Source organism: Streptomyces sp. SudanB25_2051 (genome assembly GCF_964272635.1).
Taxonomy (GTDB): domain Bacteria; phylum Actinomycetota; class Actinomycetes; order Streptomycetales; family Streptomycetaceae; genus Streptomyces.
On the sequence record NZ_OZ186787.1, the window covers coordinates 275626 to 298264 of the forward strand.

Annotated in this window: 14 protein-coding genes; 8 read left to right on the forward strand and 6 right to left on the reverse strand. The window is 76.2% G+C overall.

Annotated features, from left to right (window positions below; translation table 11 throughout):
* Nucleotides 1-30: 30 nt before the first annotated feature.
* Complete coding sequence (locus ACSUPT_RS01240) at nt 31-1005, forward strand: YihY/virulence factor BrkB family protein (protein WP_351967998.1); 975 nt, start codon at nt 31-33, stop codon at nt 1003-1005.
* 158 nt (nt 1006-1163) lie between these two features.
* Here the strand turns inward: ACSUPT_RS01240 and ACSUPT_RS01245 are convergent, their stop codons facing one another.
* Nucleotides 1164-2051 carry an SDR family oxidoreductase gene (locus ACSUPT_RS01245; RefSeq protein WP_361660725.1) on the reverse strand — a complete coding sequence of 296 codons (888 nt, stop codon included), beginning with the start codon at nt 2049-2051 and terminating at the stop codon, nt 1164-1166.
* A gap of 109 nt (nt 2052-2160) precedes the next feature.
* On the opposite strand from ACSUPT_RS01245, the gene ACSUPT_RS01250 reads away from it, so the two are divergent.
* The 3 genes from ACSUPT_RS01250 to ACSUPT_RS01260 are packed head-to-tail and all read left to right on the forward strand — an operon-like array spanning nt 2161 to nt 6912.
* Entirely contained in the window at nt 2161-4899 is a 2739-nt protein-coding gene (locus ACSUPT_RS01250) for an FHA domain-containing protein (protein ID WP_436943238.1), read from the forward strand.
* 7 nt (nt 4900-4906) lie between these two features.
* A complete protein-coding gene (locus ACSUPT_RS01255) occupies nt 4907-5881 on the forward strand; it encodes a hypothetical protein (protein WP_436943239.1) in 975 nt (324 codons plus the stop codon).
* Nucleotides 5882-5886: 5 nt separating this feature from the next.
* The gene (locus ACSUPT_RS01260; protein ID WP_436943240.1) at nt 5887-6912 is read left to right on the forward strand and encodes a serine/threonine-protein kinase; all 1026 of its coding nucleotides are present in this window, start codon (nt 5887-5889) and stop codon (nt 6910-6912) included.
* A 192-nt stretch (nt 6913-7104) separates the two neighbouring features.
* Here ACSUPT_RS01260 and ACSUPT_RS01265 read toward each other — a convergent pair whose 3' ends face one another.
* Nucleotides 7105-8418 carry a streptophobe family protein gene (locus tag ACSUPT_RS01265; RefSeq protein ID WP_436943241.1) on the reverse strand — a complete coding sequence of 438 codons (1314 nt, stop codon included), beginning with the start codon at nt 8416-8418 and terminating at the stop codon, nt 7105-7107.
* 310 nt (nt 8419-8728) lie between these two features.
* Here ACSUPT_RS01265 and ACSUPT_RS01270 point away from each other — a divergent pair, with 310 nt between their 5' ends.
* The gene (locus tag ACSUPT_RS01270; RefSeq protein ID WP_351967076.1) at nt 8729-9799 is read left to right on the forward strand and encodes a DUF6777 domain-containing protein; all 1071 of its coding nucleotides are present in this window, start codon (nt 8729-8731) and stop codon (nt 9797-9799) included.
* A gap of 13 nt (nt 9800-9812) precedes the next feature.
* Here the strand turns inward: ACSUPT_RS01270 and ACSUPT_RS01275 are convergent, their stop codons facing one another.
* Together ACSUPT_RS01275 and ACSUPT_RS01280 are read right to left on the reverse strand one after the other, a co-directional pair.
* Nucleotides 9813-13613: a hypothetical protein gene (locus tag ACSUPT_RS01275; protein WP_436943242.1), complete on the reverse strand. Its 3801-nt coding sequence runs from the start codon at nt 13611-13613 to the stop codon at nt 9813-9815.
* A 242-nt stretch (nt 13614-13855) separates the two neighbouring features.
* Nucleotides 13856-14920: a class I SAM-dependent methyltransferase gene (locus ACSUPT_RS01280; RefSeq protein WP_436943243.1), complete on the reverse strand. Its 1065-nt coding sequence runs from the start codon at nt 14918-14920 to the stop codon at nt 13856-13858.
* Between the two features lie 142 nt (nt 14921-15062).
* Between ACSUPT_RS01280 and ACSUPT_RS01285 the strand changes: the two genes are divergently transcribed.
* Nucleotides 15063-15278, forward strand: coding sequence for a hypothetical protein (locus ACSUPT_RS01285; RefSeq protein WP_361660708.1), 216 nt, complete (start codon nt 15063-15065; stop codon nt 15276-15278).
* Between the two features lie 358 nt (nt 15279-15636).
* Here ACSUPT_RS01285 and ACSUPT_RS01290 read toward each other — a convergent pair whose 3' ends face one another.
* Together ACSUPT_RS01290 and ACSUPT_RS01295 are read right to left on the reverse strand one after the other, a co-directional pair.
* Nucleotides 15637-18522 carry an AAA family ATPase gene (locus tag ACSUPT_RS01290; protein ID WP_436943244.1) on the reverse strand — a complete coding sequence of 962 codons (2886 nt, stop codon included), beginning with the start codon at nt 18520-18522 and terminating at the stop codon, nt 15637-15639.
* Nucleotides 18523-18729: 207 nt separating this feature from the next.
* Nucleotides 18730-20523 carry a S8 family serine peptidase gene (locus tag ACSUPT_RS01295; RefSeq protein WP_436946154.1) on the reverse strand — a complete coding sequence of 598 codons (1794 nt, stop codon included), beginning with the start codon at nt 20521-20523 and terminating at the stop codon, nt 18730-18732.
* A gap of 1178 nt (nt 20524-21701) precedes the next feature.
* Between ACSUPT_RS01295 and ACSUPT_RS01300 the strand changes: the two genes are divergently transcribed.
* Entirely contained in the window at nt 21702-22196 is a 495-nt protein-coding gene (locus ACSUPT_RS01300) for a DUF2617 family protein (RefSeq protein WP_436943245.1), read from the forward strand.
* Entirely contained in the window at nt 22193-22609 is a 417-nt protein-coding gene (locus ACSUPT_RS01305; RefSeq protein ID WP_351967082.1) for a DUF4247 domain-containing protein, read from the forward strand. The genes ACSUPT_RS01300 and ACSUPT_RS01305 overlap by 4 nt, the downstream gene beginning before the upstream one ends.
* Nucleotides 22610-22639 lie beyond the last annotated feature (30 nt).

The window sequence follows — 22639 nt, forward strand, 5'->3', positions numbered from 1 at the left end:
GGATGCCCGTACCGGGTAACCAGTGGGGGCATGGCGAATCATGACGACGGACCGGCGGACCTGCCCGCGCGGTCCTGGCGAACGGTGGTGCGGCGCACGGCGAAGGAGGCCCTGGACGACGAGCTCCCCGACCGGGCGGCCGCGCTCACGTACTACGGAGTCCTGTCCGTGTTCCCGGCCCTCCTGGTCATGGTGGCGCTGCTCGGCGTGGTCGGCGAATCGGCGACCCGCTCGGTGCTGGACGGCCTCGGGCAGCTGGCGCCGGGACCGGCCCGCGACCTGCTGAGCGACGCGGTGCGGCAGCTCCAGGGGTCGGGCACGGCGAGCGGGGTGATGGCGGCGGTCGGTCTGCTGGCCGCGCTGTGGTCGGCGTCCGGGTACGTGGCGGCGTTCATCCGGACCGCGAACGCCGTGTACGACCTGCCGGAGGGGCGCCCGGTGTGGAAGCTGACCCCGCTGCGGGTCGGGCTGACGGTGGTGCTGATGGTGCTGCTGGCGGCCAGCTCGGTGATCGTGGTGTTCACGGGGCCGCTGGCGCGGCGGGCCGGTGAGGTGATCGGCGCGGGGGACGCCGCCGTGACGGTGTGGGGCATCGCGAAGTGGCCGGTGCTGGTGGTGCTGGTGATGCTGATGCTGGCGCTGCTGTACTGGCGGGCGCCGAACGTACGGGGCCTCGGCTTCCGCTGGCTGAGTCCGGGCAGCGTGGCGGCGGTGCTGCTGTGGCTTCTGGCGTCGGGCGGTTTCGCGCTGTACGTGGCGAACTTCGGCTCGTACAACAAGACGTACGGGGCGCTGGCGGGTGTGGTGGTGTTCCTGGTGTGGCTGTGGCTGTCGAACCTGGCGGTGCTGCTGGGGCTTGAGCTGAACGCGGAGCTGGCCCGGCAGCGGGCGATCCGGGCGGGCCTGCCGCCGACGGAGGAGCCGTACGTGGAGCCGCGCGACACCCGGAAGTGGCCGGCGGTGCTGCGCGGCCGCGTCTCCCGGCGGCGCCGGAGGCTGAGCTGACGTACGGGGTGACGTGGACGCGGCAGCGGCGCGCCCCCGGTGCCTGCCGGGGGCGCGCCGCTGCCGCGTATGGATGCCCTGGTGTCGTGCGGGGCGCCCCTGTGTAGGGCCGGGGGCGCCCCCGGTGAAGGGCCGGGGGCGCCCCGGCCGGTCCGCCGTCAGGGGAGCGGGGTGCCGCCCGTGGCGTTCATGATCTCGCCGGTGATGAAGCTCGCGCCACCCGAGGCGAGGAAGACGTACGCGGGGGCCATCTCCGCGGGCTGCGCGGGCCGTCCCAGCGGCGCCTGCTTGCCGAACTCCGCCGTCTCCGGCATGGTCGCCGGGATCAGCGGCGTCCACACCGGCCCGGGCGCCACGGCGTTGACGCGGATGCCGCGCGGGGCGAGCTGCTGGGCCAGGCCGTGCGTGAAGGTGACGATCGCGCCCTTGGTCATGGCGTAGTCGAGCAGCGGCGGGCTCGGCTTGTACGCCTGCACGGAGGTGCTGTTGATGACGCAGCCGCCCTCCGGGATGTGCGGCAGAGCGGCCTTGGTGAGCCAGAACATGCCGTACAGGTTGGTCTTCATCACCCGGTCGAACTGCTCGGTGGGGATCGCCTCGATGCCGTCCGGCCGGGCCATCTGGTACGCCGCGTTGTTCACCAGCACGTCGATCCTGCCGAACTCGCCGACGGCCCGCTCGACCAGGTCGCGGCACGCCTGCTCCTCGCGGATGTCGCACGGCACGGCGACCGCCTTGCGGCCCGCGTCCTCCACGAGCCGCACGGTCTCGCGGGCGTCCTCGGCCTCCTCCGGGAGATGGGTGAACAGCACGTCGGCGCCCTCGCGTGCGAAGGCCAGGCACACCGCGCGGCCGATGCCCGAGTCGCCGCCCGTGACCAGCGCGGCCCGCTCCTTCAGCAGGCCGCTGCCCCGGTACGACTCCTCACCGTGGTCGGGGCGGGGGCTCATCGCGTCGGTGCGTCCGGGATGCTGCTGCTCCTGCTCGGGGAAGTCCGGGCGGGGGTGCGCGGTCGTGGGGTTCTCGGGTGCGCGGTCGGACGTCATGGGGGTCCTCCTGTCGGGGGGTGTCGGATCGGTTTCCGCGTTCCCCTCCCCACCGTGGGCACACTCCGCGCATCAGGCGCATTCCGGTACGAAAAGATAAAATTCCCTCATGGGAGAGCGGCCCGTCGTGCCTACCGCACCCGAGCTGGTCGTCGATGTCGACGGGCACTCCACGGTGCTGCGTCCGAGCCACGTCTACCGGGTCGGACGCGACCCGGCGAGTGACATCCCGCTCGCGGACCCCAGGGTCTCCTGGCACCACGCGCTGTTCCGCGACGAGGACGGCCGGTGGACGGTCCGGGACGAGGGCAGTACGAACGGCACCTACGCGGACGGCCTGCGCGTCACCGAACGGGATGTGCGCGCCGGAACCGTCCTGCGCTTCGGCCACCCGGACGACGGCCCCGAGGCGGTCCTGTCGGCCGCCGGTCCGCCGCAGGCCGGTGCCGGGCCCGCCGCACCGGGAGCCGCGGCCCCCGGCCTCCCGCCCGACGCGGGCGCCGCGCGCGACGGCGTCGGCGGACCGGACCTCGCGCCCGTCACCGGCCCGGGCTTCCCCCAGGACGGGGCGGGCGGCCCGGTGGACGCCGGGGACCGGGCGGGCGCGCCGGAGCCGGGCGAGGAGGCGTACGGCACGCCGCCGCCTGCCGGGGCGGCGGGCGCGTCGCCGCTGTCCGCGCGGGCCCCGTCGTCCGACGGCGACCGGGAGCCCGGAGCGGCGGCCGGCGGCGCGCGGGACCCCGGCATCGCACCACCGCCCGGCGAGCCGGCCGGGCCCGGCCCCGCCCCCGCGTACGGGGACCTCCCCGACGCGGGGCCCGCGCCAGAGCCCCGGCCCTCGTCCGTTTCGCTGCCCGGCTCGACCGGCACCTTCCGGCGCCCCACCTCCGTGCGCCCCCTTCCGACCCGGACCGTGCGCATCGGCCGGGCCGCGGACAACGACGTGGTCGTGGACGACCTGGTGGTCTCCCGGCACCACGCCGAGCTGACGTCCCGCCCGGACGGCACGTACGCCATCCGCGACCTGGGCAGCCACAACGGCACGTACCTCAACGGCCGCCCGGTCGACGAGGCCCGCGTGACGCCCGAGGACATCATCGGCATCGGCCACCGCGCGTACTGCGTCGTCGCCGGGCGCCTCGTCGAGTACACCGACACCGGCGAGGTCTCCCTCGACGTGCAGGACCTCGCCGTCCGCGTCGACGGCGGCCGCAAGACGCTGCTGGACGGGGTGACGTTCCCCGTCGGCGAGAAGACCCTCCTCGGGGTGGTCGGCCCGAGCGGCGCCGGCAAGTCGACGCTGCTGAACGCGCTGACCGGGCTGCGCCCCGCCGACCACGGCACGGTCCTGTACGACGGGCGCGACCTGTACCGGCAGTACGCCGAGTTGCGCCAGCGCATCGGGCTCGTGCCGCAGGACGACATCCTGCACCTCCAGCTGACGGTGCGCCGGGCCCTCACGTACGCGGCCGAGCTGCGCTTCCCGGAGGACACCCGCAAGGCGGAGCGGCAGGCGCGGGTCGACGAGGTGATGCGGGAACTGGGCCTGGAGCAGCGGGCCGACCAGCCCGTGCACAGCCTGTCGGGCGGTCAGCGCAAGCGCGTCAGCGTCGCGCTGGAGCTGCTGACGAAGCCGTCGCTGCTGTTCCTGGACGAGCCGACGTCCGGTCTCGACCCCGGCATGGACCGGTCGGTGATGCACATGCTGCGCGGGCTCGCCGACGACGGGCGCACCGTCGTCGTCGTCACCCACAGCGTGCTCAGCCTCGACGTGTGCGACCGGCTCCTGGTCCTCGCGCCGGGCGGCAGGATCGCCTACTACGGGCCGCCCGGCGAGGCGCTCGGCTTCTTCGGCTGCGCGCAGTGGCCGGAGGCGTTCGAGGCGTTCGAGAACGACCGGGAGCGGGACTGGGCGGGCCGCTACCGCGACTCGGCGTACCACGAGCGGTACATCGAGGCGGCGATGCGGCGCCCCGCCGAGCCCGCGCCGGGCACGGCCGCCGCCGCGCCGCCGCCCCCGCCGCCGCCGAAGGCGCAGAGCTGGGGCTCGCAGCTGCGGACGCTCGTACGCCGGTACGCGGCCGCGCTGAGCGCCGACCGGACCTTCCTCGCCATCATGGTCGCGCTGCCGTTCGTGATGGGCGCGATGGCGCGGGCGCTGTCCGAGGGGAGGCTCGGCGGCGAGTCCACGCTGAACGTGCTGCTGATCCTGTGCGTCGGCGGTGTCCTGACGGGCGCGGCCAACGCGGTGCGGGAGCTGGTGAAGGAGCGGACCATCTACCGGAGGGAACGGGCCGTCGGCCTGTCCAGGTCGGCGTACCTGATGTCGAAGGTGGTGGTGCTCGGCCTGGTCACGGTGGTGCAGGCCGTGGTGCTGACGCTGGTCGCCCTGGTCGGCGTGCCGATGAACGTGCCGGACGGCAAGGGCGTGCTGCTGCCGCCGCTGGCGGAGGTGGCGCTCGCGGTGGCCGCCCTGTCGTTCACGGCGATGATGCTGGGCCTCTTCGTGTCGGCGCTGGTCCGCAAGGAGGAGGTCACCATGCCGCTGCTGGTGCTCCTCGCGATCGTGCAGGTGGTGTTCTGCGGGGCGCTGCTGTCCGTGCGGGGCACGCCGGTGCTGGAACAGCTGGCGTGGCTGGTGCCGTCCCGGTGGGCGTTCGCCGCGATGGCGTCGACCGTCGACCTGGGCGCGACGGTGCCGGGTGAGCGGACGCGCGACCCGCTGTTCGCCCACGACCTGCCGACGTGGCTGCTCGACATGGGCGTGCTGCTGGCGCTCGCCGTCCTCCTGGGGTTCGCGGTGGTGCGGCTGCTGCGCCGCCACGAACCGGTGATCATGCGAAAGTAGGCGCTCCATGGGCTCTGCGGTGCGGGCCGACGACCTGGTCCTCGACGACTTCCGGCCGACCCATGTCGTCCCGCGGTACGGGATGCCCGCGTGGGAGACGCCCGGCTCGGCCAGGCCGACGGTGCCGCTGGACCCGTTCCTGCCGGTGCAGCTGCTGGAGCGGACGGGCGACTGGGCGCGGGTCCTGTGCTCGAACGGCTGGTCGGCGTGGGTGGACGGGCGGCTGCTCGTCTCCGTGCCCGACGACCCGCCGGCCGCCGCGCGGGACATGGCGCGCGCCGCCGACCCGCGCCCGCTGCTGGCCCACGCGGAGGCGTCGCTCGGCCGGTACCGGGCGGCGGCCGAGGACCTGGCGGAGGGCCGTACGGACGGTGAGGGGTTCCGGCGGAGCACGGCCGGGCTGCGGCTGGGCGTCGTCGTCGAGGGCGAGGCGATGTGGCTGTACGACGCCGAGCACGAGCGCTGGCTGTACTGCGACGGCAGGCGGCTGGCCGAGTACGCCACCTCGTCCACCCCGTCCGCGCACCCGCCCCCGTCCCACGGCGCGACCCGCGCGACGCCGCCCGGCACGTCGGGCGGTCCCGGCACATCGGGCGGCGGTCCCGGCTCCTCGGGCGGTCCCGGCGCGGCGGCGGGTCATGAGCCGACCCGTGTGGTGCCCGTACGGCCCGACGACGCGCGGCCGGCCCCGTCCGACGGCGCGGCACCGGACGCCCCGCCGGTCCACGAGCCCACGCGCGTCGTACGGGCGCCGGGCGCGGACGCCGGCACGGGACCCGGCATCGGTTCGGGCGCGGACACGGGCGCGGGGGCGGACGCCGGGAGCGGCGAACGCGGCAGCGCGGGCGCGGGCGCGTCGGAGGGGGCACGGCGGCCCGGCCGGCCCCCCGACGCCGAGCCCACACGGGTGGTCGACCCGCCGGACACGGGCACGGACGCCGGCCTCGGGAGCGCCGGGCGCGAGGGGGCGGGTGACGGGTGAGGAGCGTGGGTGCCGGTCTGCCCGGCGGTCGGGCCTCGGGGCTGGTGGGCGAGCACATCGCGCACTACCGGGTCGACGCGGAGATCGGCCAGGGCGGCATGGCGGTCGTCTACCGGGCGACGGATCTGCGGCTCGGCCGCACCGTCGCGCTGAAGCTGCTCTCTCCGGAGCTGGCGGGCAACGACACGTTCCGGAAGCGTTTCGCGCACGAGTCGCGGGTCGCCGCGGCCATCGACCACCCGAACATCGTGCCGGTGTTCGAGGCGGACGAGGCCGACGGCCGGCTGTACATCGCGATGCGGTACGTGCCCGGCCAGGACCTGAGGGCGCTGCTGGACCGCACGGGGCCGCTGCCCATCGCCACGGCGGTGCGCATCGGTGTGCAGGTCGCCTCGGCTCTGGACGCCGCGCACGCCCACGAGCTGGTGCACCGGGACGTGAAGCCGGGCAACGTCCTGGTCGCCGAGGGCACCGACAGCGACCGGCCCGAGCACGTGTACCTCACCGACTTCGGGCTGACGAAGAAGTCCCTGTCGCTGACCGGCCTGACCAGCGTCGGGCAGTTCGTGGGGACGCTCGACTACGTCGCGCCCGAGCAGATCTCGGGACGTCCCGTGGACGGCCGGTGCGACGTGTACAGCCTGGGGTGCGTGGTGTACGAGATGCTGGCGGGGGCGCCGCCGTTCCGCAGGGACGACGACATGGCGCTGCTGTGGGCGCACCAGTACGACCCGCCGCCCCCGTTGAGCGATGTGCGTCCGGGGCTGCCCCCGGCGGTGGACGGGGTGCTGGCGAAGGCGCTGGCGAAGGCCCCGGAGCACCGGTTCGACTCCTGCATGGAGTTCCTGACGGAGCTCCGGCGGGTCGCGACGGCCGGCGCGCCCGGCCGCGCGCCCGAGGAGCCCGCGGAACGGGGCCGGGCCCAGGACGGCCGTCCGGGCGCCGCGCGGCCCGCCGGTCCGCCGCCCCCGCCGCCCGCTCCCCCGCTGTGGGCCCTGCCGGTCTTCCGGGGCCCCGGCGCCACCCCGTAGCAGGCGCGCGGTCGCAGCCCTCCGCGCGAGGTCGGAGCGCCCCTCGCGCGGCCGGAGCGCCCCGCGGCCGCCCCTCGCCAGCGCCGCGGCCGACCCGTACCGGCGCCGCGGCCGCCCCGTACCGGCGCCGCTGCCGCCCCGTACCGGCCCCGCGGCTGCCGTCCGGGGCATGCGACGACGGGCCTGGCCGGGTCAGCGGACGGGGGGTGCGGCGTCGGCCTCGCCGCGGTGCCGGACCCGGCGGGTGAGGAGCCCGGCGGCGAACCCGGCGACGGCGCCCCACAGCAGGGCCCAGCCGGCGGCCGCCCACACACGGGGGTGGAGGTGGACCCGCCCGCCGAGCGCGTCCACCTCGAAGATGCCCAGCAGCGACAGCCCGAGGCGGGCGTCCAGGCGGGTCAGCGGCGCCACGACGAGCAGCGTCACCGCGAAGGCCACCCCCAGGTGCAGGGCCTGCTGCCACAGCCGCGTGCGGGCGGGCGAGCGGATCACCATGAGGCACGCGGCGGCCAGCAGCAGCACCGCCGCCACGGGGATCAGCCACCAGGCCCGGTCGTCGTGGGCGGCGAGGGTCCGCACGTCCAGCGTCGTCTGCCCGGGGCCGCGCAGCACCTGGTCCAGGACGTGCGGCATGGGCAGGCCGAACGGGCCGTCGACCCTGCCCTCCCAGGACGCGCCGATGCCCAGGCCCAGCGCGAGCCACACCAGGTTGGGCAGGCCGAGCAGCAGTACGGCGAAGGTCTCCGAGGCGTGGCCGCGCGTGGCGGCCACGACGACCCCGGTGGCGAGGCCCAGCACGACGTACGCGAGGAGCAGGAACAGCATCGCGGACGCGGCGGGCCGCACCGGTTCCTGGTAGCGCACCAGCCGCGCCGGGAGCGGGGCCCGGCGGGAGACGAGGAGGGCGAGCAGGAGGACGCCCAGCACCCACAGCAGCCCGTACAGCAGCGTCGTACCGACATCGGCGCGGAAGCCGACGCTGGGCGCGGCGTCGAGGACGTCGCCGAGCAGGTCGCCGATGAGGTCGGCGGGCGAGTCCGCGGGCAGCAGATCGGTGAAGGTGTGCCGGGCCAGGCCCGCGACGACGGCCAGGGCGGCCAGCCAGAGGGCGGCCGTGCCCGCGATCCTGGCGAGGAGTTCGCCCGTGGAGGCCACGGCCCGGTGCCGCAGCGGGCGCAGGAACCCGGTCGCGAGGGTGAGCGCGCCGACGAGCGACACGGACAGCGGCATGGCGGTCAGTTCGGCGTCCGTACGGGCGAGTTCGCCCGCGCCGCCCGCCAGTTCGACGTCACCGCCCGCCGCCATGACGACGACGGCGGCGACGATCCGGGGGAACGAGCCGCCCGGCAGGTCCGTGGCGCCCGCCGCCCACAGCCCGAGGGCCGCGGTGACCGCCATCGCCGCGAGCGCGGCGACCACCGCGAGGAGGGCGTGGAGGCCGGCCCGCACGGCGTGGCCGGGACCGTGCGCTGCTGTGCCGCTCCGCGCGGCGCTGTGGCTGCTCACATCGCTCACGCTAGGCACGGTCCTGGGCTCCCGGCTTGCGGACGGCACCCGCATGGGGCACACAATGAACGCGGAACGGAAGAAAGGGACGAATGTGACTTCCGACCCTGCGTCCGGCCGCCCCACGGGTCCCCCGTCGGGCCCCCTCTCGCATCCCAGACCAGGCAGTACGGCTCCCGGACAGCCTCCGGCGACTCCCCCGCCGCCGCCCGGCGGAGGCGGTGGTGGAGGGGGCGGCGGGGACGGACCCGGGGGAGGAGCGCGCCGCGCCGGCGGCGGGGGCGGGCGCCCCTGGTGGCGGTCCGTCCCGGTGGTCGCCTCCCTCGTCGGTGTCCTGGTGGCGGCGATCGCGCTGGCCGTGGTGCTGTCGCGCCCGGACAAGGCGCAGGCGGTGAGCGCGGAGAGCGTCTCCTACCGTCCCCCGAACAGCTTCACGCCCAGCACGGACATCGCGGCCGACCGGGACGTGAAGCGGCTCCCCACCCAGCAGCGCCACCAGTACGCGGGCTCGGCTCCCCAGTTGTACGGCGGCAGCGGCAACCGCGCCGTCTGCGACGTGGAGAAGCAGATCTCCTACCTCCAGGCAGACCGGGCCAAGGCCGGCGCCTTCGCCTCGGTGCTGCGCACCACCCCGGAGGGGCTGCCCGGCTATCTGCGCGGGCTGACCTCCGTGCAGCTGCGCCTGGACACGCTGGTCACGAACCACGGGTACGAGGACGGGCGCGCCGTCCCGTACCAGGCGGTCCTCCAGGCCGGCACGGCCGTGCTCATCGACAAGTACGGCGTGCCCCGGGTGCGCTGCGCCTGCGGCAACCCGCTGGACCGGCCGCAGGTGGAGCGGCCCGAGAAGGTGGTCGGGAAGACGTGGCCGGGCTTCCAGGCCGAGGAGATCGTGGTCGTGGTGCCCGCCCCGACCCCCGTGCCGACGTTCACCGTGATCGACCCGGTGACCGGCAAACCCGTCGAGCGGCCGCACCCCGCCGGCACCTCCCCGTCTCCCGGCGACACGACATCGCCGGCCACCACGAAGCCGCCCACGTCCCCGGACGGCCCGACGACCACCCCGCCGACGGACAGCCCGACGGACAAGCCGACCGACAAGCCCACGGACAAGCCGACCGACAGCCCAACGGACAAGCCGACGACCCGGCCGCCGGACACCCCGACCGACACCCCGGCGGGCGAGACGGGCACGACGCGGGACGGCGGGACGACCCCCGGGGAGAACCCCGGCGGGCAGACCCCGGACACCGAGGCCCCGCCGCCCGACGGCTCGCCGCCGGGCCAGAGCCCCGACACCCCGTCCGACGGCGGCAACGGCTCGCCCCCGGGCGACGGCACCCCGCCCGACCCCGGTCAGAGCCCGGGCACGGCGGAGTGAAGCCCGCGGCCCGCTACCGCACCGACAGGAGTGACGGCACCGGGGCCAGCGGCTCCCAGTCCGGCTCCCGCTCGGTGAGGCGGGCGGCCACCCGGCGCCAGGCCGGCGCGTCACCGCCGAGCCGCTCCCCCACCAGCCGTTCCGTCTCCGCCACGGCGACCCGCACCTCCGCGGGTGCGTCGCGGCGCAGCCGCGCCCGGTTGAGGTAGGCGAGGACGACCGCCGCCGGCGCCGCCTCGTGGACCAGGTCCCGGCCGGTCAGCTGGGCGCTCTCCAGCAGATGGTCGAGGACCGCGTCCATGGGCTCGCGGTGGTGGAAGCCGAGGCCGCAGCGCAACCGCGCCACCGTCAGCTCCCGCCCCAGCGGCACGCCGTCCCGCGGCGGCACCCGCAGCAGGCCGGCGTGGCGCAGCCGTATGCCGTGCGGCGCGTCGGGGCGCCGCACCAGTTCGTCCCAACCGGGCAGGGGGTCGTCGCGGTGCGCGGCCTCCAAGGCGGACCAGTCCAGCGGGCCGGGCGTCTCCACGGCGATCTCGCGGGCCGCCCACTGGTGGCGGGCCCCGCGCAGCCGTTTCACCAGGCGCTCGGCGGACAGCTCGCGGCGGAGCCTGGCCGCGAGGGGCGCCTCGGGGTCGTCCGACGCGAGGGCCTTCTGGCACAGCCGGGTCGCGGTCGCGCCGAGGAGCCCGCCGTCGGCGAGGGCGGCCAGCCTCCGGGGCCCGCCGTGACGCAGCAGGCTCAGGCATCCGACGAGCTGCTGGGCGAGGTTCAGGCGCTTGCCCGAGCGGGCGAACAGCAGCTCCACGAGGTCCGGTTCCGGCGACTCCAGCCACACCGTGCCGCCCGGCGGCTGGGCGAGCGGGTCGGCCCGCAGGTCGGCGGCGAGCCGCGCCGTCGCCGGACCCGGCCGGGCGACGAGACGCCGCAGCACGGTCCGGTCGTGGGAGGTGCGCAGCAGCGCCAGGTCCACCTCCGGGTCGGGCAGGTCGAGAAGCCCGCGCACGGCGTCGTCGCCGAGCCACCGGTGCTGCGCGGACAGGATCCGCAGCGCCGCGGGGTCGCGCAGCCGCAGCAGGTGGGCGAAGGGGGCGCGCGGGGTGGGCCTGTTCCGCATGAGGTACGCGGCGAGGAGCCACGGCCCGTAGGTCCCGAGGCGGGGCAGTACCGCCGCGACGGCCTCCTCACGTGCCTCGCACAGCAGCGCGCCGAGCGGCCACTCCCACAGGTGGTTGCCGCGGGCGAGCAGGGCCAGCGCGGCCTCGGGGTCGCCGGGCACCGGTCCTTCCCCGGGGACGCCGCAGCGCTCGCGCAGCACCTCGGCCGGCCGGGGGCCCGTGCGGCGCGCCCGGTCGAGCAGCTCCGGCCACGGGGCGGTGCCGTCCGCCTCGCGGGCCGCCGCGGCCAGGCCCAGCCACGCGTCGGGGTCGGTTCCCAGCTGCCGGTCGAGGAACGCGGCGACGGACCGGCGCCAGGCGGTGGTGAACGCCAGACCGTCCCAGTCGTACGGCAGGTCCATCAGCCGGGAGGCGGGCAGGTGGTGCAGCAGGTCGTCGCCGTCGAGCACGCCGTACAGAAAGGCGCGCTCGGCGACACGGCCCTCGGCGGTCCGGTCCTCGCTGTCCCGCAGCCACGCCAGCGCCTCCTCGCGCGTCGGCGTCTCGCACGGGTGGACGAGGTCGTCCAGCCCCTGGTCCTCGCAGGCCCGCCACAGCCACTCGGGGTGCCGCCACGCGGGCGTGTCGCCCTCCCGGTGGGCCGCCAGGTACCGCAGTACGCCCCGGTCGTCCGGGAGCGGCGCGGCCCCACCGGGAGCGAGCGACACCAGCAGGTCGAACGCCCCCAGCGCACTGCGCGCCCGCTCCCCCACGGGCGCCGCGGGCGGCACGGCCTGGTCCCCGTCCCCGTCCCCGGCGGACGCGGACATCGGTGCCCCGCCGGCCGACCGTTCCCCGCCGGCCACCGGCTCGCCGTCGGGCCCCGGCTCGCCGTCGGGCCCCGAAGCCCCGGCGGGCGCCACCGCCCCGTCGGTGACCGGCCGCACGTCCGGTACCGCCCCGTCGGTCTCCGGCGGCGCGTCCGGGACCGTTCCGGGCGGCTCCGCCGCGTGCTCCGCGCCGGTCGTGGCCGACGCGGCCTCGTGGATCGCCTCCGCCAGTGTTCCGGGGTGGTCCGGCAGGGCGGTGAACAGCGCCTCCCACGCGTCCGGGCGTGCTCCCAGCGTGTCGTGGCAGAGGTGGACGAACGCCACGCGGGGCTCCCCCGTCCACAGGCCCTGGTCGACGAGGGCTCTCAGGGCGCGCACGGCCTGCCCGGCCGGCCGGGCGGCGGTGACCAGCAGGAACGGGTCGAGAAGCCCGGCCCGCACCACACCGACGGCCCACTCGCCGGCCGACGCGTCCAGCCGTTCCCCGGCGAGTCGCCGCTCCGGGGGCGTGAGGTTCCCGGCGATGCGTCCGCCCGCCCGCCAGGCGGCGTTGAGCAGCGTCAGCCGGAACTCGGCGCGCTCGTCGTCCGTGGCGTCCTCGTGCCGGACCAGCTCCTCCGCGGCCTTCGGCATGAAGGGCGCCCGGCGGTTGGCGGCGGCGAGGGCCCGCATGTCGTGCGCGTACGGCTCGTTGAGCAGGTCGCGCAGGGTGCTGGTGCCCCGGCTGGTGCTCAGCAGGCGGGGCAGCGCGTCAGGGTCGTCGTACGGCTCCCCCTCGGCGCGCAGCCGGGCCGCCCCGTCCACTTCGCCGAGCGCGGCGGCGACGTCGGCCCGCACCTCCTCGTGGACGTACCGCATGGCCTCGGCGTCCGCCAGCAGCGTCCCTATGGCCTCGGGGCCCCGGCGCTCCCATACGCGCAGCAGGGCGTACCGCTGGGCCACCTTGCGGACGCCCGCGCGCAGGGCGCGCACCACAAGTGCCGGATCGCCGCAGCCCAGGAGCGGCGCGGTGAGGCTGCGCGACCCGTCCGTCGCCGGGGACAGCAGTTCGGCGCGGAGCGCGGCGTCGAGCGGGACGCGGTCCAGCGCGTGGGTGATGGCGCGGCGCAGCGACGGCGTGCAGCGCGGGTTGCGGTACACGGCGGCGTTGACCGCCGGGTCGTCGGCGGCGACGAGGGCCTTCAGGACGCGGGCATCCACGCGGGGGTGCCGGGCGAGGGCGGTCCGCGACCGGGAGTCGCCGTGCGCCACGACGGCCGCCGTCAGCGCGGGGCGGGGCAGGCTGCCGCGGGAGAGCAGGGTGTCGACGGTGCGGTCGGGCAGGGCGGTCAGCGCGGCGGCCGCGTGCTGGGGCGCCGTGTGGTCCAGCAGCAGGGCGAGCGTGTCGGCGGCGGACTTGGGCGGCAGCGGCGGCGTGCCGCCGACCGGTGCGGGACGGGCCGCGACCAGGTCCGGCAGCGGATCGCGCGCGGTGCCGAGCGCGTCGTGCAGGCCCCGCCACCGCTCCGGGTCCCCCTGGAGGTGACGGTCCGTCAGCTCGCGCAGCAGGCCGGCCACTTCACCGTCCGGCTCCGGCGGCTCCCCGTCCAGGAGTCCGGCGAACGCGCGCGCGGGCCGCCCGCGCCGCAGGACCTCGGCGGCGAGGGCGTCGTCCCACTCGCCCGCGGCGCGCGCCGCTTCCATCAGCCGCCCCGGGCCGGGCCCCTTCGGCGAGCCGAGCGCGGCCCGCAGCGCCGCCGCGGCCTGCCCGTGCCCGCTCTCCCCGCCGGTCCCGCCCGACGCGGCGTCATCGCCCCGACGCCCGCTCTCCCCGCCCGCCTCGCGGGACGCCGCCTCATCGCCCCCGCGCAGCACCTTCAGAAGCGAGGCGCACATCTCCGGCACGTCCACGGCAAGACCCCCCTGTCCGTTCCTGTCACTCACCGTGAACCCATCTCAGCACGCGCCACTGACAACGCGCCCCGGCCCCTGCCCGCAGGCGCGTTCACGCTGGCCGGCCCTCCCCCGCGGGCACGTGCACACCCGGCAGCCCATCCCTCACCCGCGCGTGCGCGCAGGACACCCGCAGGCGCCCGTCACGGGCGGCCCCGGCCCTTCCGGACGGGCCCTGGCGGGGGCGGCCCGGCCCCGGTTCAGTCCTTCCGGCAGACGTAGTACAAGTTGATCGGGTCGCCCTCGACGCCGTGGGTGTCCACCCGGGTGAAGCCCGCCTCGGCGAGCATGGCGCGGGCCGTCTGCTCGCCCCACACCGTGCCGAGCCCCGCACCGCCCGTGCTGAGGGACGTGGTCATGCAGTAGAAGACGGAGAAGCCGAACAGGGTCGGCCCGAAGGGATGGTCGACGTTCTCCTCCAGCCGGCTCGACGCGGCGATGTCGCCCATGAGGAAGATCCCGTCCGGGCGGAGCGCGGCGGCGATCGCGGCGAGGGTCTCGGCGGGCGCGGCCAGGTCGTGGATGACGTCGAAGGCGGTGATGACGTCGTACGTACCGCTGATGCCGGTCGAGTCGCCCACGGTGAAGCGGACGTTGTGCAGGCCGAGCCGGGCCGCCTCGTCCCGCCCGGCCGCGATGCCGTCCTCGGAGCGGTCCAGGCCGTGGAAGCGGCTGCGGGGGAAGGCGCGGGCCATCACGACGGGCGCGTGTCCCTGCCCGGTGCCCACGTCGAGGGCGTCGGCGCCGTCCCGGAGGCGTTCGGTCAGGCCGGGGGCGAGCGGCAGGACGGTGTCCACGAGCGCGGCGTCGAAGACGCGGCCGTTCTCCTCGCCCTGGAGCTGCTGGAACCGGGGGTACGCCGTGTACGGGACGCCCCCGCCGTCGCGGAACGCCGCCACGACCTGGTCCTCGACGCCGCCCATGAGGCCGACGTACTGCGTGAGGGTGGCGAGGTTGTCCGGCCCCGCCGCCCTGGTGAGGCCGGCCGCGTGGGCGGGCGGCAGGGTGTAGCGGGCGCCCTCGGGGTCGTAGGCGACGAAGCCGCTGACGACCATGCCGCCGAGCCACTCCCGCACGTACCGCTCGTGCAGCCCGGCCGCCTCGGCGATCTCGGAGCTGGTGGCCGCGGGCAAACCGGCCATCGTGTCGAACAGGCCGGTCCGATGGCCGACGCTGGTGAGCAGCGCGGTCGCGGCGCCGTTGAGCGCGGCCACGACCCGGCCGGCGAACTCCTCCCGTGCGGCGGCGTCGTCGACGGTGACCATGGCGTCCTCCTCCGTGCGGCGGCCCCCCTCCACCGTAGGACGGGGCCCCGGGCGGCGCTCCACGGCGGCGGGCGGGCGCCCCGGCGGCAATTGGTCGCGGGAGGGCCGTGACCGCAAGCGCGTCCCCGTAGTTGTTCAGGGCATGAAGAAGCGCAGCATGCTCGCCGTGGCGTCCCTCGCCGCCGGAGTCGTCACGTCCCTGCTCACCCCGTCCTCGCACGCCGTCGTCGGCGGCGGCCTGCCGGACCCCGGCTCGCTGGTCGGCACCGACACCGTCACGTCGCTGGTCGACGGTGCCGCCGAGGGCGTCTCGCAGGGCGGCACGGCCCACGCGGGCGGCGAGACCGTACAGCACTGACCACCCGCCCCCACCGCCGCGCGGCACGCGATTGCGCCGCGCGGCGGTGCCGTGTCCGGCGGCGACGGATCGGCGGGCACCGATGCCGACCGCAGGGGGGCCGGGCACCGATGCCGACCGCGGTGGGGTGCCGGACTCCGATTGCCGGGCGCGGCGGGATACCGGGCTCCGATCGCCGGGCGCGACGGGATGCCGGACTCCGGCCAATCCGGCGGCGACGGCGGACCGTCGGCTCACACCGGCCCCGGCGGCACGTCGCCCACGGCGGCACGCCGGCCCCGGGCGGCACCCCAGGCCCGGGCGACACGGCGGCACGAAGTCCGGTCAGTCCGGCGGCCGCAGGGCGGGGCGGGCGCCGTCAGGCGAGGTCGTCGGCGCCGGCCGCGCCCGCGCGTCCCGGCCTGGCCTGGTTGATGACCGTGGCCAGCTGGGCCCTGGAGCGCACGTCGAGCTTCTGGTAGATGCGGGTCAGACGCGCCTCGACGGTCTTCACGCTCAGATAGAGCCGTGCGGCCGCCTCCTGGTTGCTGGCGCCCTGGCCGACCATCCGGGCCAGCCGCACCTCCGCCTCGGTGAGCCGCGACAGCGCGCCGGCGGCGCCCGCCGGGGCGCTCTCCGCGCGGGCCGGGCTCTCCGCCACCAGGTCGAGCCAGGGCGCGGCCCCGGCCCGTTCGAAGACGGCGGCCGCCGCGTTCAGCGCCTGCTGCGCGGCCGAGCGCCTGCGCCTGCGGCGCTCCACCCGCGCCAGCGCGATCAGGCAGCGGCCCTGCTCCAGTACGAGGCCGTGCTCGGCGAACCGCTCCGCCGTCGCCGCCAGGAGCCCCGCCGCCTCCTCGGGCTTCCCGGCCGCCGCCAGGCACTGCGCGTACGCCCGGTCCAGGCCGAGCGACACCGTCGTACGGCCCAGGCGCTCGGCGACCGGGCGCACCTCGGCGACGAGGGACTCGGCCTCCTCGCGCGCGTCGGCGGCGAGCAGCGCCTCGGCCAGCTCCTCGTGCCAGCGCAGCATCGACGGGTCCACGGTCCCCTGGCGGCGCTCCCCCTCCTGGACGCGGCGCAGGGTCTCCACCGCGGCGGCGACGTCGCCGGTGACGAGCTGCACCCGGCCCAGGGCGTACAGGGCGCGGGAGAGGAAGACGTTGTCGCCCTCCTCCTCCGACGCCTGGGCGCTGCGCCGGGCGTAGCGCAGGGCGCGGGCGAAGGAACCGCCGGCGGTCTCCGTGATGGCGAGGGTGTACCAGGCGGGGCCGGGTGACAGGCCCGCCTCCAGGGTGAGGGCGAGGGCGCGGTGGGCGTGCTGCAGGCCGGCGGCGCACTGGCCGCGGCGGGCCTCCACGGCGGCGAGGGTGTGGAGCAGTTCGATGGTGTCCTCGACGGTGCCGCGCCGCTCGACCAGGGGCAGCAGGGCGTTGATCTCGTCGCGGGCCTCGGCCAGCCGGTCGTCGAAGAGGGCGTGGCGGATGGTCAGGATCTGCGCGGAGTTGCGGACGCCGAGGGGCCGGACGGCCCGTTCGAGTTCGCGGGCCTCGGCGAGGGTCTTGTCCGCGTCGGGCGAGCCGAGGACGCGGTCCATGCGGGCCTGCTGGGTGAGGGCCTCCGCGGCGGTGTTGTTGTCGCCCGCCGACTGGGCGAGCGCGGCCGACTCGACGGCGGCGGCGCGGGAGCGGACCGGGTCGCCGTCGGCGAGAACGTACTTGACGGCGAGGCGCAGCTGAACGGCCGCGCGCAGCGCCGGGTTGCCCTCGGAGTCCTCCAGGGCGTGGACGTACAGCTCGTCCAGGTCGGTGAGGCCCTGGCTCGCGGTGTCCAGGACGGCGAGCCGGGCCCGCACCCGGTCCTCGGGGCCGGCGTCGCGGGCGAGGAGGTCGGCGGCGGCGCGCATCGCGAGGTCGGCGCGGGCGGCGCGGGCGGCTTCCTCCGCGGCGGCGGCGAGCCGGGCGATGCGGCGGCGCCCGAGGTGGACGGGGGTGGACTCGGCGGCGAGCAGGGCCAGTTCGGCGGCGAGGGCGCTGTTGCCCCGGCGGCGTACGGTCTCCACGGCGGCGGCGACCTCGGCGGCGAGGCGCTCGTCGGGGACGTCGGTGGCGAGCGCCAGGTGGCGGACGGCCTCGACGGGGTCGTCCACGACGCGGGCGAGCGCGGTGTGGGCCTCGCTCCGCTCGGTCCAGCAGGTGTCGTGGACGAGGGTCGTCGGGAGGAGCCCGGCGGTGAAGGTGATGGCGCCGTCCTCGGTGAAGGAGACGAGCCCGGCGCGTTCGGCGGCGGCCAGTTCGGCCTCGGCGGTGGGCCGGCCGGCACGGCGGACCAGGGAGGCGGTCGGGCGCAGCGCGAGCGCGGCGAGGAGCAGCGCGGAACGGACCGGCGGCGGGGCGGCGGCGAGCATCCGGCGGGCCAGGTCGCGGGCGCGGCCGGACAGGGGCAGCGCCTCGGCGTGGTGGACGGGGGTGCGGGAGTCGGCCAGGGAGCGGCCGACGGCCAGGGCGAGGCGCGGGTTGCCGCCGCTGGCCTGGTGGATGCGCCCCGCCATGCGGGAGGCGAGCCGGTGCTGGACGAGGAGTTCGGCGATCTCGTCGGCCTGGAGCGGCGGGACGAGCAGGACGTCCGCCTCGGAGGGCACCCACAGCGCGGCGGGCGTGCCGTCGGCGGCCGCGTCCGGGTCGGCGGCGCCGCGGCTGTCCGCCGACGGGCCGCTGCCCGGGTCGCCGTAGGGGGCGTCGGGGCCGTAGGGGGCGGGGGTCTCGACGGCGAGGACGTGCAGCTCGGGCGGGGCGAGGTGGAAGGCGAAGCGCAGCAGGTCGGCGCTGTCGGGGTCGATGTGGCGGGTGTCGTCGACGACGAGGAGGACGGGGCCGCCGTCGGCGAGGGTGCGCAGCATGCGGGCCAGGCCCAGGCGCAGGGCGATGGGGTCCCAGCCGGTGTCGGGGGCGGTGGCCTCGCGGCACAGGACGGCGATGGCGTCGCGCTGCGGGCCGGGCAGGCCGTCGAGCGCGGACGGGGGGACGGAGGCGACGAGGGCGGCCGCGGCGGCGCCGGGCATGTCGCGGTCGGAGGGCTGCGGGGCGAGCCAGAGGACCGTTTCGCCGCGGGCGGTGGCCTCGGCGGCCGCGGCCTGCGCGACCTCCGTCTTGCCGATGCCGGCGGGTCCGGTGAGCACGGCCCGGCCGCGGGTCTGGAGGGTGCGGTCGAGGCGGTCGATGAGCTGTGCCCGGCCGACCGGCATGGAGGGGTACGGCGTCGTCCTCATGTGCCACCACCCTCCGGCGCCCGGGTCCGCCCCCGTGCGCAGCGGGCCGCCTGCCCGCGCCCTGTGAGGATACGAACCAGGGGCGGGGAGTCCAGGTTCCTTGTCCGGCATGTGGACGGCACTTTCGCGTAGCGCGGTGGGGCGTGCCCCCGGCTCGACGCCGGGAACACGCCCCTGACCTGCGGTGATGTTGTCCCTACCGGTGTCTCAGAAGGTGAGACCCCAGGAGTCGATGTAGCCGGTGTCACCCGTGCCGACATCGCTGACCTGGAGCCACCAGGTGCCGTTGGCGACCTCGGAGGAGGCGTTCACCGTGTAGGTGGTGAGCAGGTTGGCGGTCGGATCACTGGAGCTGGAGTTCTTCAGCCGGTAGTAGGTGCCGTCCGGGGCCATCAGATCGATGACGAGGTCACCGCGCCAGGAGTGCTTGATGTCGACGTTCACCTTGAGGGTGGCGGGGGCGTTGCCGCTGACACCGCTGACGGTGATCGGGGAGACGACGGTCTGGTAGTCCCGGATCGACACGTCCGAGGTGTTGGTGAAGGTGGTGCCCGGGGTGGGCGTGGTGGTGCCGCCGGTGACCGCGTTCACCGTCTTGGCGGCGTCGGCGATGCCGGTGCCGCAGCCGCCGGAGCAGGCGCCGGGCAGCGGACGCGCGTTGCTCTTGATCGCGGACTCGATCTCGGCGGGCGTCAGCGTGGACTTGGCCGACTTCAGCAGCGCGGCGAGGCCGGCGATGTGCGGGGCGGCCATGGAGGTGCCCTGGTACGGCTGGTAGTTCTCCAGCGACTGGACCGTGGTGCCGGAGTTCAGCGTGGAGTAGATGCCGTTCTCGGGCGTGGGGGTCGTGCCGTTGCGGGTCTCGCCACCGGGGGCGGCGACGTCCACGATGGTGCCGTAGTTCGAGTAGTACGAACGGGCGCCGGCGCGGTTGGTGGAGGCCACGTTGATGATGTTGTTGCAGTTGGCCGGGGTGAAGCCGGAGGCGTTGGTGTTGCTGTTGCCGGCCGCGACGACGACGGTGGTGCCGCGCGAGACGGCGCCGTTGATGGCGTTCTGGTAGACGGTCGGGCAGGTGCTGCTGGCGCCGCCGAGGCTCATGTTGATGACCTTGGCGGGGGTGGGGTTGACCGGGACGCCGGGGACGGTGCCGCCGGAGGCCCAGGTGATGGCGTCGGCGATGTCCGAGGAGGAGCCGCCGCACTTGGCGAGCACGCGGACGTGCTGGACCTTGGCGCCGTGGGCGATGCCCGCGATGCCCTTGGCGTTGTTGGTCACGGCGCCGATGGTGCCGGCGACGTGGGTGCCGTGCCAGGAGGAGTTGCTCGCGCGGGAGCCGGTGCCGCACTCGCCGTCGGTGGCGCTCCAGTCGCCCTCGTCCTTCGGGTCGCTGTCGCGGCCGTTGCCGTCGCGGGCGTCCGTGGCGGAGGAGACGAAGTCGTAGCCGGGGATCGTGTTGGCCGCGAGGTCCGAGTGGGCCGCGTAGCCGGTGTCGATGACGGCGACGGTGACGCCGCTGCCGGTCGTCTTGTCCCAGGCGCCGGGCACGTTCATGCCGCCGGTGGGCTCGAAGAGGTCCCACTGCTTGGCGTAGTCCGTGTCGTTGGGCGTCACGGCCATCGGGTAGGCGCGGATGTCGGCGTCGACGGCGGCGACGGCCGGGTCGGCGCGGAAGGCGGCCATGACCTCGGCGAGGTCCTGCTTGGTGGTCGCGGTGCCCAGGTCGACGAGCGCGGAGCCGCCGGCGAGGCGGCGCTCGAAGGCGAGCTTCTCGCCCGTCTTGGCTGCCTTCTCGGCGGTGTCGCTCTTGGCGGCGGTGTTGGAGGTCGCCTCGGCCGCGTTCGCCTTGTAGGTCACGATGACCTTCTCGACGGGCGCGGACGGCAGGGTGGCGGCCGGGCTCGCGGCCTGCGCGGCCGTCTGCGGGGAGGGGGTGGCCTGCGCGGCGAGCGCCACCGAGGAGGTGGCCGCGACGCCGAGGATCGTGGCGCTCGCCGCCACGACGGATATCAGTCTCCGCCTGGAACCGTTCAAGTCGTTCCCTTTCAGAGAGCGGCTCCGGCGACTCCCGGAGCTGCTGAGGGTGCGGGGCGCGGCGGCGGCACGGGGCTGTGGCTGTTTGTGGGGTACCTCCACAGCCCCCGGGCCGGGTGGGTCCCGGCGCCGCCGCCGGCGCGACGGCCTCACCATCGGGGCCGCCCCGGTGGCTCCCTCCTGGGGTCGCACGCATGGGGTTGCATGCACCTGACATTTTCAAGTCAGAAGGGGGAACCGCCGGTGCCGGAACAGTAGGGAAACGCGCCATGAACGCGGTAGGGGGAAAACCCTTGTCGCCGCCGAGGGGGCCCCTGTCGAGGGCGGAGGGTCCCCGGCCGGGACGGCCACCCGGCCCCGACCTGCGGAAGCGCGGCCGCGGGGGCGCCGCTGGTCGCGTACGAGGTGAAAATCCCCCAGACCGATCTTAAGGTCCAGACCACAGACCCCCTCCATGGGGGTGGCCGAAACACCACCCTCCCGCCGATGGCGGGGCGGTGACGTCCCGTCCGCGCGAACGGCATCCGGCGGCACGACCGGCGAGGACCACGGGGACGCACACCCGGGACGGGACGCGCACGCGGGGCGGACAGCGCGCGGGACGCGCACACGGAACACACAGCAAGACGCACACCCGTGAGCACGCGCGGGGCCCCGCACACCCGGGCCCCGCACCCGCCAGGTCCGCACCATCGCGGGCCCGCACCCGCAGGGTCCTCAGATCCGGGCCGTCGCGCACGGCGCCGTACAGCAGCACGCCGCTTTCAGGGCGGTACGACTCCGCTCCGCACCGCCCGGGCCGGGCCGCTCCCCCACGACGGGTGCGGGCCGTCCCCGGTGCGGCCCGGTTCCGCACGGCGTCACCCCACCGGGGACCGGAGGCCCGGGAGCCACCGGAGCCACCCCGCCGCCCCCGCACGGCACAGCGCTCATCCCCTCCACACCGCACCGCGCGCGTCGCGGCGGCCTCCGCACCGTCCCGCACCGCACTCGGGCCCCCGACCTCGCGCCTCGGGCCCCCGACCTTGCGGCCGAGGCTCGGGACCTCCGGGCTCGGGGCCTCCGGGCTCCCGCGGGAGCAGGCGGTGGCCGCTGTGTCATACTCGGCGCGCTCGCGCAGGTACGGCTCTCGGGGGATCTCTTCAGTGAACGGCATAGCCCTGGACACGCCGTATCTGGACACCGACGCCGACCAGCTGTCCTTCACGCTCGGCCACCCCGCCCGCCACGCGCTGGCCGTGCGCGACGTCACCGTCGGCGGGCTCGACGTCCAGCTGCGGCTGCTCGGCGCCTCGCATCAGGTGTGCGCGGGTCCGGTCCGCGAGACCGTCGCCTGCCTGCCCGGTGTCAGCGGCGGCCTGCCCGGGGCCGTGACGCACGACTTCGCCGACTGGCACTACTCCTTCGGCGCCCGCGTCGACACGCACGGCGCCGCCGGGTTCGGCGCCGAGGTCGCGCGCATCCGCGACCTGGCGGACGCCCACCCGAACTCCCTGTACGGCGTCTTCCCCGGCTCCGCCGACGCGGTGACCGCGTTGACGGTCGAGCAGGACGGCACGGCGCTGACCTGGCGCACCTGGCACACGTACCCGAGAAGCCGCCGGATCGTGGCGACCCACACCCGGCTGGAGGCCCGATGAGAACCGCCCCCGCCCGACGCATCACCGCGCTGCTGATCACCGCCGCCTTCCTCGCGGGCTGCGCCGATGAACCGGACGACGACGAGGCCGCCAACCCGGTGCCGTACAGCTGGATCGTCAGCGAGTACAAGCCCAACGGCGCCGACTACGTGGACGAGGTGGACCCGCCGCAGCCGGTCGCGGACGAGATCGAGGGCCAGTCCGCCGCCATCGAACGGCTCCACTCCGACGACGGCATGGTGTTCCTGCGCTACCGCGACGACATCGTGGCCATCAGCCCCTACCAGACGGGCAGCCTCGTCCAGGTCGACGACTACCGTTCGGGGCACAAGCGCTGGAAGTCGCGCCTCTCGAAGTGGCCGGACCCCGACAGCGCGAGCTTCCGCGGCGGCGGGCCCGGCTCCGGCAAGTGACCCGGCGCCCCGCGCCCGACCCGCACACCC